The organism is Lachnoclostridium sp. Marseille-P6806 (genome assembly GCF_900625025.1).
Taxonomy (GTDB): domain Bacteria; phylum Bacillota; class Clostridia; order Lachnospirales; family Lachnospiraceae; genus CAG-791.
In genome coordinates this window covers 178,496-194,694 of sequence record NZ_LR130578.1, presented here as the reverse complement: position 1 = coordinate 194,694, position 16,199 = coordinate 178,496, and the positions used below count along the sequence as shown (strand labels likewise).

Annotated in this window: 10 protein-coding genes and 1 tRNA gene; 9 read left to right on the top strand and 2 right to left on the bottom strand. The window is 60.0% G+C overall.

Annotated elements, in window-relative coordinates:
- Positions 1-13: 13 nt before the first annotated feature.
- The 8 genes from E0E20_RS07715 (at position 14) to E0E20_RS07680 (ending at position 12,468) form a co-directional block, all read left to right on the top strand.
- The gene (locus E0E20_RS07715; protein WP_130837623.1) at positions 14-2,023 is read left to right on the top strand and encodes a glycoside hydrolase family 127 protein; all 2,010 of its coding nucleotides are present in this window, start codon (positions 14-16) and stop codon (positions 2,021-2,023) included.
- A 94-nt stretch (positions 2,024-2,117) separates the two neighbouring features.
- The gene (locus E0E20_RS07710; RefSeq protein WP_165444028.1) at positions 2,118-4,859 is read left to right on the top strand and encodes a family 78 glycoside hydrolase catalytic domain; all 2,742 of its coding nucleotides are present in this window, start codon (positions 2,118-2,120) and stop codon (positions 4,857-4,859) included.
- Positions 4,860-5,086: 227 nt separating this feature from the next.
- Positions 5,087-5,827, top strand: coding sequence for a DUF975 family protein (locus E0E20_RS07705; RefSeq protein ID WP_165444027.1), 741 nt, complete (start codon positions 5,087-5,089; stop codon positions 5,825-5,827).
- Positions 5,828-5,930: 103 nt separating this feature from the next.
- Positions 5,931-6,003: transfer RNA gene (locus tag E0E20_RS07700), tRNA-Pro, on the top strand.
- Between the two features lie 102 nt (positions 6,004-6,105).
- A complete protein-coding gene (locus tag E0E20_RS07695) occupies positions 6,106-7,611 on the top strand; it encodes an AAA family ATPase (protein WP_130837620.1) in 1,506 nt (501 codons plus the stop codon).
- A 14-nt stretch (positions 7,612-7,625) separates the two neighbouring features.
- Entirely contained in the window at positions 7,626-8,708 is a 1,083-nt protein-coding gene (locus tag E0E20_RS07690; protein ID WP_130837619.1) for a LacI family DNA-binding transcriptional regulator, read from the top strand.
- A 195-nt stretch (positions 8,709-8,903) separates the two neighbouring features.
- Positions 8,904-10,670, top strand: coding sequence for an ABC transporter ATP-binding protein (locus tag E0E20_RS07685; RefSeq protein WP_130837618.1), 1,767 nt, complete (start codon positions 8,904-8,906; stop codon positions 10,668-10,670).
- Positions 10,657-12,468, top strand: coding sequence for an ABC transporter ATP-binding protein (locus tag E0E20_RS07680; protein ID WP_130837617.1), 1,812 nt, complete (start codon positions 10,657-10,659; stop codon positions 12,466-12,468). The genes E0E20_RS07685 and E0E20_RS07680 overlap by 14 nt, the downstream gene beginning before the upstream one ends.
- Before the next feature lie 205 nt (positions 12,469-12,673).
- On the opposite strand, the gene E0E20_RS07675 is transcribed toward E0E20_RS07680, so the two are convergent.
- Positions 12,674-13,780 carry an ABC transporter substrate-binding protein gene (locus E0E20_RS07675; protein WP_130837616.1) on the bottom strand — a complete coding sequence of 369 codons (1,107 nt, stop codon included), beginning with the start codon at positions 13,778-13,780 and terminating at the stop codon, positions 12,674-12,676.
- Between the two features lie 199 nt (positions 13,781-13,979).
- Here E0E20_RS07675 and E0E20_RS07670 point away from each other — a divergent pair, with 199 nt between their 5' ends.
- Positions 13,980-14,780: an SDR family NAD(P)-dependent oxidoreductase gene (locus tag E0E20_RS07670; RefSeq protein WP_242622712.1), complete on the top strand. Its 801-nt coding sequence runs from the start codon at positions 13,980-13,982 to the stop codon at positions 14,778-14,780.
- A gap of 92 nt (positions 14,781-14,872) precedes the next feature.
- Here E0E20_RS07670 and E0E20_RS13920 read toward each other — a convergent pair whose 3' ends face one another.
- Entirely contained in the window at positions 14,873-16,159 is a 1,287-nt protein-coding gene (locus E0E20_RS13920; RefSeq protein ID WP_165444026.1) for a threonine/serine ThrE exporter family protein, read from the bottom strand.
- Positions 16,160-16,199 lie beyond the last annotated feature (40 nt).

Here is a 16,199-nt window from a genome sequence, read left to right as displayed (position 1 = left end):
GAGAAAGGATGCTATGCTTACAGATACGAGGAAATCACCCTATGCAAAGGCTTCGCCTCCGGACAGCCGCGCCGTGGTCTGGACGGACGGGTTCTGGAGGGATGTGGAGCAAACTGTTTTTTCCGCCACGGTGCCGCAGCTGCGGAGGATGTTCGATTGCGCGGATATCAGCCATGTGGTTGAGAATTTCCGCATTGCGGCAGGAGAGCGGGAGGGAGTGTTCGACGGTACGGTTTTCGGAGACGGAGACTTTTACAAGTGGATGGAAGCGGCCATGTACAGCGCGGTTCGGACCGGAGATTCCCGGCTCCTTGCAGAGCTCGACGAATATATTGCGCTGATCGGCAGGGCACAGCAGCCCGACGGCTATCTCTCGACGAAACAGATCATCGGGGAGAAGAGCGGGACCGGCGCATCCCGTATGGGGGACATCAACGATTTTGAGGTTTACAATTTCGGCCACCTGTTCACGGCCGCGGCACTGCATTATCGTTTGACCGGAAAGGTTAATTTTCTTTCCGTCGCGGAGAGAACTGCGGATTATCTGGAAGGGCTCTATGAGGAGGCCCGGAGAAAGGGAGAGATACAGACGGCGGTCTGTCCCTCGCATTACATGGGGCTCATCGAACTGTACCGGGTGACCGGGAAGGACAGGTATCTGCGCCTTGCGAAAGAGGCGGTTACGCTGCGGGATTCGGTGCGGCACGGTCTTGACGACAATCAGGACCGCCTGCCGCTTCGGCGTCACCGCAGGATCATCGGACATGCGGTTCGCGCGAATTATCTCTATGCGGGGGTGGCGGATCTCTACATGGAGACGGGGGATCCGCAGTACCGGGAAGTGCTGGACAGTGTGTGGGAGGATCTGCTGCGCTCGAAAATCTACATAACCGGCGGCTGCGGCGCCCTCTACAACGGCGCTTCTCCCTACGGCAATTTCTTTGACCATCAGCTTGTGCATCAGGCTTACGGCTATGCCTACCAGCTGCCGAATATCACGGCCTACAACGAAACCTGCGCGAACGTCGGTCTCGTCATGTGGGCATACCGCATGTTCCTTGCGGAGCCCAAGGCACAGTATTTCGATATCATCGAGCGGGTCATGCTGAATACGAACCTCGCGGCGGTAAGCCTGGACGGGCTTCGTTTCTTTTACGAAAACATGCTGGAAAGAACGGCGCGGCTGGACTATGAGCTTGTCTGGAAACGGCATCGCACGGATTATATCCTGAGCTACTGTTGTCCGCCGAATCTGGCGAGAAACCTTGCGGAGGCCTCCGAATACTGCTATGCGCAGAGCGGAGATATCGTCTATACCGGCCTTTACGGCTCCTGCAGGGCGCAGCTCGTGCTGGCGGGAGGCGCGGCGTTTACACTCACACAGAGAACGGAATACCCGTCTGACGGCCGGATCGTCTTTGAGGTGTCGGAAGTGAAAGCGCGCGGTGCGGCAAAGCTCGCGCTCCGCATTCCGGTCTGGGCGCGCGGAGCCTCGGTCGCGGCGGGGGGTAAGCGTGTGCTGCTCTCCGGGGAGGACGAGGGAAGCTACTACGAGGTGCCGCTCGCCCTCTCGGAGGGGGAGAAAATAGAGCTCATGCTGCCGATGGAGATCCGACTTACGGCGGCGGACGATATGGTCGAGGAGGATCGAGGCAGGGCCGCAGTGGAGCGGGGGCCTCTCGTGTACTGTATGGAAACGGCGGATCTGCCGGAGGATGAGGCCGGACGCGGAATGTCGGGGCTTTGGCTTGCTTTCGGGGACCGGGAGAGCTTCCTGCCGGAGGAGCTGGAGATCGCGGGGAGGCGGATCCCGGCGCTCCGGGGGCGAATGAGACGCCGGAGCGCGGAGGAGAGGACGGCCGGAAGCGCTCTCTACAGGAGACTGGAGCCCGCGCAGTTCACCGAGGTTCCGGTCACGATGATCCCGTACTATGCGTGGGACAACCGGAGCGCTGCACGGGAGGCGGCGGACGACGGGACAGAGGATGAGATGCGCATCTGGTTCCCGGTCCTGTGGAGCTGAGCCGCACAGGACGGAAGAGCCCGCGCTTTCCATTGCGTACGAGCGGTTTGGGCGCGGAGCAGGCAGGGACAGAGGCAGACAGGAGGCAGGCGGTATGAGGATCACAGGACTGAAAACGGATTATCAGAAAGACCCCATAGGGATCGAGCTGTCCGATCTGAGCTTCACATGGCAGATCGAGGAGGCGGCGGGGGCATTTGCGGAGCATACGAGATTTATGCTCTCCGCAGATCCCTCATTCCGGGATCTCCTTTTCGACAGTGACAGGGACGAGGCGGACAGAAAGGGAAAGCTGCCTTCATGGTGCTATACGCCGGATATCACCGTGCAGCCGGCCGTGCGCTATTACTGGAAAGTGGCGGTCACGGACGACGCGGGGGACGCGGCGGAGAGCGGGACCGCTTTCTTTGAGGGCGGACATCCGGAGGGCGGATGGACGGGAAAGTGGATCCGTCCTGCCTTTTCGAGAGAAATTCATCCGGTCATGCGCAGGAGCTTTTCGATTTCCGCAAAGGAGAAAGCAGAGCTCTGCTCCGCGCGGCTCTATGTCACAGGGCTCGGACTTTATGAATGCCGTCTCAACGGCGTGAGAGTCGGAGAGCAGTTCCTCACGCCGTATTTCACGGATTACCGGTACTGGCTGCAGTATCAGACCTATGATATCGCGGGGCTCCTCCGGGAGGGGGAAAACACGCTCGATATCTGGCTCGGAAACGGCTGGTACAAAGGGCGCTTCGGTTATCTCGCAAACGGGCAGCTGCGGGAATACTACGGCGACACGTTCTGTCTTCTCGCGGACCTGTATCTGAACGGGGAGAACGGGAGCCGTGTCATCGGCACGGATACGGACTGGCACTGTCTTCGATCGCCGGTCGTGCTGTCGGGAATTTATGACGGCGAAGCCTATGATGCGCGGCTTACTGATATTCTCGCGGCTCCCCCGGCAGAAAAGCTCTGCCCCGTGAGGGAGGCGGAGGCTCCGAAAGCCTTGCTGTGTCCGATGCTCGGCGTTCCGGTCGTGCAGAGAGAGAAGCGGGCACCGGAGAAAATTCTCATGACGCCGGCCGGAGAGACGGTCCTTGATTTCGGACAGGAGATATCGGGCTGGGCGGAATTTACCGCGGATGTACCGGCGGATCACAGCATCGTGCTTGAATACGGAGAGGTGCTTCAGAACGGCTGCTTTTACCGGGATAATCTCCGCACGGCCGCCGCGCGCTACGAATTTATCTCGTCAGGCAGAAAGGAGAGGGCGGCAGCGCACTTCACCTTCTTCGGCTTCCGCTATGTCCGCGTGACCGGGATGAGCAGCGAGCAGGTCCGGACGGCGGATTTCACGGCGGTGTCGCTCTATTCCGATCTCGAGGAGACCGGCTTTATCACGACGGGGAACAAAAAGGTCAACCGCCTGATCGAAAACACCAAGTGGAGCGAGAAAGACAATTTCGTTGATATCCCGACGGACTGTCCGCAGCGGGATGAGCGCTGCGGCTGGACGGGAGACGCACAGATTTTCTGCGGCGCAGCCTCTTATCACATGGAGACGCCGGCTTTCTTCCGCAAGTATCTCCGGGATATGGCATGGGAGCAGAGGGAAAAGGGCGGTGCGGTCCCGTATGTCGTTCCGGATGTTCTGACGATCGGGCGGGAAAAGCTGGCGGAGCCGCCCTTTGCAATAGAGGAGGACGGATGGGGAGAGGCCGGATCGGCGGTATGGGGAGATGCGGCGACGATCATTCCGTGGACTATGTATCTGCATTTCGGCAACCGGAGGTGGCTGGATGCGGAATATGACAATATGAAGCAGTGGACGGACTTTATCCTCCGCATGGATGAGGAGCACTGCGGGGGTAGCCGGCTCTGGACCTGCGGCTTTCATTTCGGGGACTGGCTGAGCCTCGACGTGGAGGGGGATGCGGCCGGCATGAACAACCGCGAGGGCGGCACGGACAAATATTTCGTCGCCTCGGTCTACTACATGTATTCCGCGGAGCTCACGGCCGCCGCGGCTGAGGTGCTTGAAAAGACAGAGGATGCCGCCTTTTACGGCAGGCTTGCCGGAGAGATCCGGAGGGCTGTGACGGCCCGGTATGTGACCGGCCCCGGAACGCTCTCCATCCGTACGCAGACAGCCTATGCGCTGGCCGTCCATTTCCGGCTGTTCGAGAGCGGGGAGGAGATGAGGATCGCCGGGGAACAGCTTATGCAGCTGGTTCATGAATGGAAAGATCACCTGTCCACGGGCTTTGTCGGCACGGCCTATATCTGCAGTGCCCTGACGCAGACCGGGCATGGAAGAGAGGCTTTCACGCTGCTTCTCAATGAGGATTACCCGAGCTGGCTCTATGAGGTGAATCTCGGTGCCACAACGATCTGGGAGCGCTGGAATTCCCTTCTTCCGGACGGCAGTATTTCGGGAACGGGAATGAACTCCCTGAATCACTATGCCTACGGCTGCATAGCCGGGTGGCTCTACGAAAGCGTCTGCGGCCTGTGCATTGACCGGGAGGGGGCGAATCCGGGGACACAGGACAGCATCGGCGGTCAGAGCCTCATCATTGCCCCGCATACGGATGAAAGACTCGGGAGCGCGGAGGCCTCGGTGCGCTTTGCTGCAGGGCGCTATACCTCAGGCTGGAGGTTTTCGGAGGATGGGAGCCGCATAAGCTATCGCTTCTCGGTGCCGTTCGGCGGGAAAGCCGGGTTTGTGCCGGACCGCATATGCAGGCGTTTTATCCTTGATGGCGCGGCGGTGACGGAGGAAGAGCTGCACGGCCGGGTTTTCACAAAGGGAGAGTATCTGATCGAGGGAGAGCTGTGTCAGGAGAGGCCGTAAATGCGGCCTCTCCTGTCGCCTGTTGCTTCCTGCCCCCTTCAGCTATGTCTTCAAGGAAGTGTCCGGGGGAAATTTTGTGGACTATGTAAACAAATTTTGTCTCGGCAAGGCGCCGTCAGGGGATGATATTTTGCATTGCGGGCGGGAGCTGTGATAAAATATCTGGGAAAGCGGCGCGCAGCGCCGTGATGAAAATGCAGAGCAATACTTTTTATGGAGGACAAACGATGCCTTGGACAAGAGAAGAACTGAAAATGAGGGGAAAGATGGCGATGCACCGCTCCTACTGGAAAGCGGTTCTTGCCAGTCTTCTTCTTATGCTGGCGGGCGGAGCCGGCGGGAGCGCCGGCAGCGTGATGGGGCGCCTCGGCGGCTCCGGCGTGAATTCGTCTTCGGATTACACCACCCTCGGGGAGTACGGGAGCATTGCTGACAGCGGTCTGCTCGCCCTGCTGCTTTCTGTCGGACTTCTGGTTGTTCTGATCTCGGCGGCCGTCGGCATTGCGGTGTCGTTTTTCCTGCTCAATCCTCTGGAGGTCGGTGCGCAGAGATTCTTTATCGTCAACCGGGTGCAGGACACGGAGCTGCGAGAGATCGGCTTTCCGTTCGGCCACGGCTATATGAACGTGGTGTGCGTGCAGTTTTTCCGCTGGCTCTATACCTTTCTCTGGTCGCTTCTCTTCGTGATTCCCGGAATCATCAAGGGCTATGAGTACCGGATGATTCCGTACATTCTCGCGGAGAATCCCGAGATTGAGCGGCAGGAGGCGTTCCGCATCTCCAAGGCGATGATGGACGGGGAGAAGATGAATGCGTTTGTTCTCGATCTCTCGTTCATCGGCTGGCATCTTCTGAGCCTGCTGACCTGCGGCCTGCTCGACATTTTCTACACCAACCCGTACCAGCACTGCACCAACGCGGAGCTGTACGATACGCTCAAGGGAAAAATCTTCGGCAGTGCAGCCTGATCGGAGCTGGACGGACAGGATAGGAAAAAGAGTATTGCAAATCCTTTTGTCAGCCTATATAATAACAACTGCGCGTCGGGAGCGGTCATATCCCGACGGGCTTCGGGGTGTAGCGCAGTTGGTAGCGCACCACGTTAGGGACGTGGGGGTCACGTGTTCGAGCCACGCCACTCCGATGCGAGTACAGAGCCGGAAGAGATTGAGCGATCAATGTTTTCCGGCTCTCTTTTTATATATGACAGCGGCTCGCCCTGCGCGGCGCGCGGAACGGAGAGGATATGGCGGACAGAGTGTTTGATTTCGGGCAGGCGGCGGAGGATGCTTTGCCCGCCCCGGAGGAAAAGGCGGAGGCATCCTCCTGCCGTTTCTTTATATCGGACGCGCCGGAGGCGACGCCGGAGCAGCCGATCATGATGCTCGCGGATCCGGAGCGGCGCTTTGCGGATTCTGCGTCCGGCGTCTTTCTGGAGCCATCGGTTCGCGCGGCGTTTGCGTCCGGAGAGGGGCAGAATATGAGGACGGCGGACATTCTCCGCCTTGACAGCCGTTTTCGTGGCCTTGTCGAGTGGCTCGGGAAAAATCGGATCCGCGTGCGCCTTTCCGGGACGGGCACGGCGGAGGGCTATGCGGTCTGCCGTATCCGCGAGCTGGCGTCCGGCACGGAGACAAAGCTCTCGGCGGAGGACGGTTTTCTCCAGTATGTCATGGCAAGGCTCTTTGAGAGCAGCGCGCAGGAGGAGGCCGCCGGGGAGGAAAGCGAGGAGGACAGCGACGACATGAGGCTCACCAGCGTGCAGAGCCTCAGCGACTATCTGGACTGCGCAAAGAACACCATCCCGGCCAATATCCGCAAGTGGGCGCGGCGGAATCTTGCGGTGGCCCGCTCGGCGGAGGCCAGCCCCGAGGAGAAGCGCCATGCGCAGCACGCGCTGTCGGTCATGCTGAATGTGCGGTGGAAAGATTCCTATTTCGCGGCAATCGACCCGGTCCGCGCGCGGGCGATACTTGACGAGGCGCTCTACGGCATGGAGAACGTCAAGCAGCGCATCATCGAGACGATCATTCAGATCAACCGGACGCACAAGCTCCCGGCCTACGGGCTGCTGCTGGCGGGCCCGGCCGGGACGGGAAAGTCGCAGATCGCCTATGCGGTGGCCCGTATTCTGCAGCTCCCGTGGACCTCGCTGGACATGAGCTCGATCCATGATTCCGCACAGCTCACCGGGAGCTCCCGCGTGTATGCGAACGCGAGGCCCGGAAGCATCATGGAAGCTTTTTCTCTCGCCGGGGAATCCAATCTGGTATTCATTATCAACGAGCTGGATAAGGCGGATTCGGGAACCGCGCAGGGGAGCCCTGCGGACGCTCTGCTTACGCTCCTCGACAATCTCGGCTTTACGGACAACTATATGGAATGTACGATTCCGACGGCAGGGGTCTATCCGATCGCGACGGCCAATGACAAGAGCCGGATCAGCGAGCCGCTGATGACGCGCTTTGCCGTGATTGACATTCCGGACTATACGCCGGAGGAGAAAAAGACGATCTTTCTGCGCTACGCTCTTCCGAAAGTGCTGCGGCGCATCGGACTCGGCGAGGAGGAGATCGCGGTGACGGATGAAGCGGCGGAGATCGTGATAAAGCGCTTTGCCTCGCAGCCCGGTGTGCGTGATCTCGAGCAGGCGGCGGAGCATATGGCAGCGAACGCGCTGTTCCGTATAGAGTATGAGCATGTGGAGCGCGTGGTATTTGATGCGGAAACGACGGAGAAGCTGATGCGGTAAGGCGGAGGGGTATTATGGTTACGATCAAGGAGATAGCGCGTGAATGCGGCGTTTCCCCGGCGACCGTCTCCAATATTCTGAACGGGAAAAAGAATGTGGGGGAGGAGACGCGTAGACGGGTCATGGAGGTCGTCAAAGCCCGGGGCTATCGGCCGAATATCATTGCGCAGGGCCTGCGGAACCAGAAGACGCGGACGATCGGCATCATCGCCGAGGACTTCACCCAGTTCAGCGTCCCGGCGATCATCGACGGGGCGATGGCGGAGTGCGAGCATTTCGGCTACCGGACGACGGTGCAGAATCTGCGCCTGTATTCCCGATGGAAAGGCTCATGGTTCTACAACGCGCGGATGGTGAGCTCGGTTCTGGGCCCGGCGATCCGGGAGCTTGAGACCATCATGGTAGACGGCATCATCTATATCGCGGGCCACGGCCGCCGCTTCGAGGTTCCGCAGGTCGAGGGGATGCCCATTGTTCTGACCTACGCGTACCCGGACGGCGGGGAGACGCCGTATACGGTCATCGACGACCGGCAGGGGGCCTTTGATATCACGCGCTATCTCATCGAACGGGGGCACCGCAGGATCGGCGTCATTGCGGGGGCCATGGATAACCTTCACACGCAGCTCCGTCTGCAGGGGCATCAGGAGGCTCTCTTTGAGGCTGGAGCCCTGTACGATCCGACGCTGATCGTGTGCTCGGACTGGGAGAAAACCGGAGGCTATGCGGAGTGCGCAGCCCTCCTTTCTCGGGGCGTAACCGCAATTTTCTGCATGAATGACCGTATGGCGGGCGGCGTCTATCAGTATTGCCATGAGCACGGCATTATGGTCGGACGGGATATTTCCGTCGCCGGCTTTGACAATGAGCTGATCTCGGAGTATCAGTATCCGGAGCTTACGACGATGGAAATTCCGCTGTTCCGCTTTGGCACGACAGCGGTCCGCCAGCTCATTTCCCTCATGGAGCCGGACAAACCCTTTGCGCTCGGAGAGGAGCAGCGCGCGCTCGGCGATACGGAGATCGGGGACGGCCTCGGTATCCGCCTCCGCTGCCGCCTGATCGAGAGGAAGTCGGTCGTGAAACCTGCGGGGTGAACGTGTGCTTCCGGCAGCAATATCCGAGTACAGAAACCGACAATTTCTGACTGTTTCTGTTATAGAATAAATACCATGACCTGCTAATATGTACCCATATGTAAGTCGTTTCGGCCCGGACTCCGGCACAGGCGGAGTCCGGGTCATTTACACGCCTGTGAGGCAGCGGCTTCACACGGCGGATGGGGGCGGAATATGCTGAAAAAACATAATCACAGCGCGCAGCGCTGGTTCTGGTCGTATATGCGCCCATACCGGATCAGAATGGCGGCGGGGCTTGCGCTGGTGACGGCGACCTCGTTTCTGGCGGTGGTCAATCCCGAAATCACGGGCTATATCGTCGATGAGGTCATCGGGGACGGGACGCATATGCGGATGGATCTCCTGCCCCGGTGCCTGCTTGCGATGATTCTCGTCACGGCGCTCCGGAGCGTTCTGCGCCTGCTGTTTCTGTATCTTTTCGAGACGTCCTCACAGGGACTCCTCTATGATCTGCGGGACGGCGTGTACCGGAATCTGCTGCTCAAGGATTTTGCGTTCTACAACCGGGCCCGCACGGGCGATCTGATGAGCCGGCAGACCGGCGACATGATGGCGATCCGTCATTTTATCGCCTACGTGATTTACAGTCTCTATGAAAATACGCTGCTGCTCGTCGCGGCGCTGGTCATGATTTTTTCTGTGGACTGGCGGATCGGGCTTGCCATGCTCTGCACGCTGCCGCTGACGGCGGTTCTCGTAAAGAAGCAGAGACAGGAGGTGAGGCCGAAGTTCCGCGCGATCCGGGATCGCTTCTCCTCGCTTAACGCCTTTGTGCAGGAGAACATCAGCGGAAACCGCGTGGTGCGCGCGTTTGCAAAGGAAGAGTACGAGATCGGCCGCTTTGACCGCGAAAACGAAGCATACCGTGAGGCGCAGCTTGATGCGGCAGGGGTGTGGACGAAATATGTTCCGCTCTTTGAATTTATGGCGGCGGCGCTCACGGTAGTGCTCATGCTGGCGGGCGGATTCATGTGCATCGCGGGGATCATGTCCCTCGGCAGCATGGTTATGATCAACGGCTTTCTGTGGATGCTCAATATTCCTCTGCGCATGTTCGGCTGGCTCATCAACGACTGCCAGAATTTTGCTTCCTCAGTGGAGAAGATTTATCAGACCATCGAGGCGGAGCCGGACATCGTGACGCCGGTTTCGCCAAGGAGCGGGAAAAAGCTGCGCGGAGAGGTCGAGTTCCGCGATGTGAGCTACTGCGCGGAGGGCGAGACGATCCTGCGGCATGTGAGCTTCCGCGCGGAGCGGGGAGAAAAAATCGGGATCATCGGCAGCACGGGCTCCGGGAAATCGACGATCGTGAACCTGCTCTGCCGCTTTTATGACGTCACGGACGGCGCGGTGCTTGTGGACGGCGTCGATGTGCGGGATATGGATCTCGGAACGCTGCGCGACGGCATAGGCCTCTCCATGCAGGATGTGTTCCTGTTCTCGGACACCGTGGAGGGAAACATCGCCTACGGGAGGTCGGACTGCTCCTTTGAGGCGGTGCAGTGGGCGGCTCGGACGGCGGATGCCGACGGCTTCATTCAGAACATGCCGCAGGGCTACGATACCGTGATCGGAGAGCGCGGCGTGGGTCTGTCCGGCGGGCAGAGACAGAGGATCGCCCTTGCCCGGGCGCTGCTGAAAAAGCCGGTGATCCTTGTGCTGGACGATACGACATCCGCGGTCGATATGGAGACCGAGACGCAGATTCAGAACTCTCTGCGCGGGATCCGCGGCGAGACGGTCTTTATCATCGCGCAGAGGATCTCCTCGCTGAAGGACTGCGATCAGATTCTTGTCGTGGAAAACGGGGAGATTACCGAGCGGGGCACCCACGAGGAGCTGCTGGGGAAGAACGGCTATTACCGTCGGGTGTTTGAGCATCAGTACGCGGATTACGGGGGAAGCTATGGCAAGAAATAAGGTAGAGGACGATGAAATTCTGGAGGAGAGCTTTGACCTGAAGCAGGTAAGACGCCTCCTGTCCTATGTCGGGCCATACCGCAGGGATCTCATGGCGGCGGTCGTCATCATGATCATTTCCAGCGGGCTTTCGATGCTGGTGCCGATTTTTATGAAGAACGTGATGGACTCTGTCCAGTTTGCCGCGGGAGGCGGCGCGGCAGCGCGCGGGGCCGTGGTACGGAGCGTGCTGCGAAACAGCGCGGCGACGCTTGCCGTGGCGTTTGTTTGCGCCTGCATCATGCGCTGGAAGATCCGGCTGACGTCGCGTGTCGGGCAGGGCGTGATCTATTCTCTGCGGCGGACGCTCTTTGTCCATCTGCAGGAGCTGCCGTTTTCCTATTATGACGAGAGACCGCACGGCAAAATACAGGTGCGTGTCGTCAATTACGTGAACAACCTGAGCGATCTGCTCTCGAACGGCATCGTCAATACGATCACGGACCTGTTTTCGCTCGTGTTCATCTTTTTTTTCATGCTGTACCTGAATGTGCGCTTTACGCTGATCTGCCTGTGCGGTCTTCCGGTGCTCACGGGACTGATCATGTTTGTGAAGCACCGCCAGCATGTGGCGTGGCAGATACAGAGCAATAAGCAGTCGAACCTCAACGCCTACATTGCGGAGAGCATTAATGGGATCCGCGTGACGCAGTCCTTTGTGCGGGAAAAAGAGAACATGCTGCTGTTCGACCGCCTGTCCGAGCAGCAGAGGGCCTCGTGGATGCATGCGGTAAAGTATAACTTTCTTCTCTGGCCGGTCGTCGACAACATTGCCTCGCTGACGACGGCGCTGATCTATATGCTGGGCGCCGCATGGATCGCGCAGGGACAGACGGCGATCACGGTGGGGCTTCTTGTCGCCTTTACCGACTATGCGTGGCGCTTCTGGCAGCCGATCACGACGCTCTGCGGCTTCTACAATTCGCTGCTCACGGCGATTTCCTATCTCGAGAGAATCTTTGAGAGCATCGACGAGCCAGTCACGGTAACGGACCGGGAGGGAGTGGAGGAGATGCCGCCGATCCGGGGCGACGTGAGCTTCCGGAATGTGTGCTTTTCCTACGAGGACGGCGTGCGGGTGCTGAATGATGTGAGCCTTGCGGTGAGGGCGGGGCAGTCCTGCGCGATTGTCGGGCCGACCGGCGCGGGCAAGACGACGATCGTCAACCTGCTCAGCCGCTTTTACAACGCGGAGTCCGGAGAAATTCTGATCGACGGGAAAAATATCGAGGACGTCACCATCCGCTCGCTCCGCACGCAGATGGGCGTGATGATGCAGGACAGCTTTCTCTTTGCGGGCACAGTCATGGACAACATCCGCTACGGGAACCGCGAAGCCTCGGATGAGGAGGTGATACGGGCTGCCAAGACGGTCTGCGCCCATGAGTTCATTATCGGGCTGGAGAACGGATATCAGACGGAGGTGAACGAGAGGGGCTCGCGGCTGTCCGCCGGGCAGAGGCAGCTCATTTCGTTTGCGCGGGCGGTGCTCGCCGATCCGAAAATCCTGATCCTCGATGAGGCGACGTCCAGCATCGACACGGAGACGGAGATTCTGCTGCAGCGCGGCCTTGCGAATCTTCTGAAAAATCGGACCTCCTTTATCATCGCGCACCGGCTCTCCACCATCCGCAGCGCGGACTGCATTCTGTATATCGATCACGGCAGAATTATCGAGAGAGGCTCTCATGAGGAGCTGATGAGGCTTCCGGGCGGAGCCTACCGGAGGCTGTACGAGGCGCAGTATGCGCAGCTCTGAGCGGAACGCTTTAGGGCGCTTTGCCGCCTCCCGCTTCCGGAGAACGGGCTCCTGCGCTTTTTCATGCGGGTGAATGGGAACATGGTAAACAGGAACATAAGGAAACGCCGCGGTGAGGCCCCGCACAGCGTTGACTGTGACAGGCGCTTTCGCCGCGGCGGCTTGTTTTATCTTTTGTGCAGAGGAAACGGTGCAGCGCCGCGCGTCACTCTCCGTAGTAGAAATCATCGCCGGGGAGCGATCCGCCGACGGACTCCGGAGCCTGCTCATGCAGGACGGTGAGGAAGCCGGAGAGCTTCTCTTTCATCTCATTTCCGGAGATGAAAGTGATATTGCAGTAGGGCAGGGCTTTCTGCGCCACCGGCGCGGGGACGATGTCATACTGACCGACAAGCACCGCCGCGGCTTCGGTATCGCTGTTTACGGCCTCGACGGATTCCCGGTAGTGCTCCATGAACTCCATGACGGCGTCCGGGTGTTCCTTGAGAAATTCGTTGCGGACGATCGCGACGCCCATGACCAGCGCGGAGGGCTGTTCGCTCTCATTTTGAAGTGTGTCCCATTCTTTCGTGAGATCCAGATCGAGCTGCACGGACTCCGCCTTGGTCTGCGCCACCGTGGCAAAGGGCTGGGGGAGGAGCGCCAGAGCGTCAGGGTCGGCCAGCAGAGAGGCCAGCGCCTCCGCATGCTCGCTCTTCCACTCAATGGTCACATCGGCGGCGGGATCGAGCCCGTTCCTCTCCAGAATATAATGCAGAACATATTCCGGGACGGAGCCCTTGCCGCTCGCATAGATGGTTCGGCCTTTCATCTCCTGTACAGAGGAGACGGGAGAGCCGTTGTCCGCGATATAAAGTACGCCGAGCGTATTGATGGCGAGTACCGTTACGCCGCCCTCTGTCTTATGATAGAGGACAGAGGCGAGATTGACGGGAACGGCAGCGATGTCGGTTTTGCCCTGCACGATCATCGGAGGAATCTCATCCGGCGCGTCGCTGATGGTAAAATGATAGCGGTTGTCGGTAAGGGAACCCTGATCCGCGGCGTCCATAAAGGAAACCATGCCCATGGCGGTGGGACCTTTCAGCGCGGCGACATTGATGTCGACGGGATCCTCCGCGGGGGTCTTTGTTTCCGCGGCAGGCGTCCCGGAAGAAGCGGCTGCGGCGTTCTCTGCCTCCCCGGCGGGAGCGGCCTCCTCTGTGACGGCGGTCCCGGGGGCGCTCTGCGCTTTCCCCGCCGTGCCGCAGCCGGCCAGCGCCGCGGCGGACAGGGCCGCCGCAAGCAGGATGGATAAAACTTTCTTTTTCATTGTTATGATATTCTCCTTTCTCCCGGTCGGGGCCTGGCACGATTGCTGAGCTGCCTCCCGGTTGAATCTGTCAGACTGCATCTTAACAAGGGAGAGGGGCGGCGTCAACGGCTTCGGGGCCGGGAAAGTGTATGAAATCAGAGACAGGATCCGGCATCGGATCGGAAAGGGACGGATAATGATGAGCAAGAAGCGGATAATGATGAGGAAAGAGCGAACTGTGATGGAGGTGAAAGGGTGTGCGGTGATCACCGGGGCGAGCTCGGGAATCGGCCGCGAGCTTGCGAGGCGGCTTGCAGCGGAGGGATGGCCGCTGGTGCTCTGTGCGCGGCGGGAGGAAGCGCTCCGCGCGCTGGCGGTGGAACTGGAAAAAAGCTGCGGGGTGCACTGCGGGATGGTCGCGGCCGACCTTGGAACAGAGGAGGGAACGGAGACGCTGCTCCGGGCGCTGGAGGAGCGGGAGCTTGGGGTGTTCGTGAACTGTGCGGGCTTCGGACTCGCGGGGAGCTTTGCGGAGACGGAGCTCTCGCGAGAGCTGGAAATGCTGGATGTGAACGTGCGGGCCGTGCTGGTTCTGACAAAGCATGTGCTGCGGCGGATGAAAGCGCAGGGGCACGGCTGTCTTCTCAACGTGGCGTCCTCCGCGGGGCTCCTGCCGGCGGGGCCGTTTCTGTCGGCCTATTACGCGAGCAAGGCGTATGCGGCGAGCCTCACGCAGGCGATTCACGAGGAGCTGAGGGAGGAGAAAAGCCCGGTCAGAGTATCCTGTCTCTGTCCCGGGCCTGTCGATACGGAATTTAATGCTGTTGCAAACGTGCGCTTTGCCCTGCCGGGCATCACGGCGGCGTACTGTGCGGACTGCGCGCTGCGGGGGCTTGCGCGGGGGCAGGCGGTTATCGTTCCCTCGCTCCGCATGAAGCTCGCGGTCGCGGGAGCAAGATTTGTGCCGCGCGGCCTTCTCGTGCGCCTCACCGCGGGGCAGCAGAGAAAGAAGCTCTGAAATTTACGAAGACGCCGGACTTCAGAGAACCCAGACTTCAGAGAATCCGGACTGCGAGGGTTCCGGACAGCGCAGGGCGGGCACGCGCCGCGTCAACCGATGGACTGGCGCGAATACAGGCGGATCTGCTCGATCATGAAGAATACGGACCAGATGAGACTCATCCCGGTCGCAATGGCCAGAGCGTATTCAACCGTGAGATTCGTGTAGGCGTTGACCATGCTCCGCATACCGGCGACGGCAAAGCTCATCATGTAGTACAGCGGGCCGCCCGGCATCATGGGGATCAGCGTCGGGATGAGAAAGAGAATGGCCGGCGCTTTCTGAAAGCGGGCGAGAAGCTCGGCGTAGAGAGAGCCGACCGCGGTGGCGATGAGCCCCGGGATGAAGATTCCCATGTATGTGAAGTGGGGACGCGCGAGCAGAAAAACGCCCCATGTCAGAAACCCGCCCAGCACGGCGCCGGGAATGAGCTTTCTGCGCAGGCGGAACATCAGCGAAAAGCCAAGCGCCCCCGCGAGGGCCATGACGAGCTGAACCCGGGGAGCGGCGGCGATCTCAAGCGGAACGGGAACTCTCGTGATCAGCATGGCGACCATAAAGCCGATCGCAATAGCGCCGGACCAGAAGAGGCTCTCGATGAGGCGCATGATGCCCGAGAGCGTATCGCCCACCAGCATGTCCCGTACCGCGTTGGTGAGCGCGATGCCCGGGATCAGCAGCATGATGTCCCCGATCATGACCTTGTCGGCATGCAGCCAGTCGAGCGGGATGGCAAGGGCGCCGATGAGGCTGCCGACGAGGATGGAGCAGAGCAGATCAAAAATGAAAATATTCGGACAGAAGCGGTAGAAGCGCCTCTGCAGAAAACAGATAAGGAGCGCGAAAATACCGGCGGCTGCGGCATCTGCCGGAGTCCCTCCGAAAAAGACGCAGAAGCCGGCGGCCGCGATGACGCTCCCTGCGACGAAGCGGGGAACCTCCGGATCGCCGTAGCGGATATCATTGATCCGGCGGCGCAGCTCGTGGATGGGGAGAGGGCAGGCGGCGCATTCCCGACTGAGCGCGTTCAGGCGCTCAAGCCGGTTGAAGTTGGTCTCGGCGGCCGCGGAGCGGCTGATGCGGCGCGTCTGCGTCACCTCCTGATCTCCGGGGAAGCCCATCGTGACCATCAGGATGGACGTGATGACGAAAACATTCATTTTTGCCGCGCCGTACGCCTTGCCCATGCGGGAGAGCGTGTCCTCGACGCGGTTGATCTCCGCGCCGGACAGGAGCAGGGTTTCTCCCATATTCAGAAGCTGATGGAGGAGCGAGCGGAGCTCCTGACGGGAATATCCCGGATCGGCATGGGGAGAGGACGGATTTATATTGTTCATAGCGAACCTCGTGCGTCAGAGTCTGCGGGGGAAAGTCTCA

What these genes read in the sequence shown, in the direction of transcription:
- E0E20_RS07715 (WP_130837623.1), top strand. Translation starts at nt 14, where the DNA reads ATGCTTACAGATACGAGGAAATCACCCTATGCAAAGGCTTCGCCTCCG.
- E0E20_RS07710 (WP_165444028.1), top strand. Translation starts at nt 2,118, where the DNA reads ATGAGGATCACAGGACTGAAAACGGATTATCAGAAAGACCCCATAGGG.
- E0E20_RS07705 (WP_165444027.1), top strand. Translation starts at nt 5,087, where the DNA reads ATGCCTTGGACAAGAGAAGAACTGAAAATGAGGGGAAAGATGGCGATG.
- E0E20_RS07695 (WP_130837620.1), top strand. Translation starts at nt 6,106, where the DNA reads ATGGCGGACAGAGTGTTTGATTTCGGGCAGGCGGCGGAGGATGCTTTG.
- E0E20_RS07690 (WP_130837619.1), top strand. Translation starts at nt 7,626, where the DNA reads ATGGTTACGATCAAGGAGATAGCGCGTGAATGCGGCGTTTCCCCGGCG.
- E0E20_RS07685 (WP_130837618.1), top strand. Translation starts at nt 8,904, where the DNA reads ATGCTGAAAAAACATAATCACAGCGCGCAGCGCTGGTTCTGGTCGTAT.
- E0E20_RS07680 (WP_130837617.1), top strand. Translation starts at nt 10,657, where the DNA reads ATGGCAAGAAATAAGGTAGAGGACGATGAAATTCTGGAGGAGAGCTTT.
- E0E20_RS07675 (WP_130837616.1), bottom strand. Translation starts at nt 13,780, where the DNA reads ATGAAAAAGAAAGTTTTATCCATCCTGCTTGCGGCGGCCCTGTCCGCC.
- E0E20_RS07670 (WP_242622712.1), top strand. Translation starts at nt 13,980, where the DNA reads ATGATGAGGAAAGAGCGAACTGTGATGGAGGTGAAAGGGTGTGCGGTG.
- E0E20_RS13920 (WP_165444026.1), bottom strand. Translation starts at nt 16,159, where the DNA reads ATGAACAATATAAATCCGTCCTCTCCCCATGCCGATCCGGGATATTCC.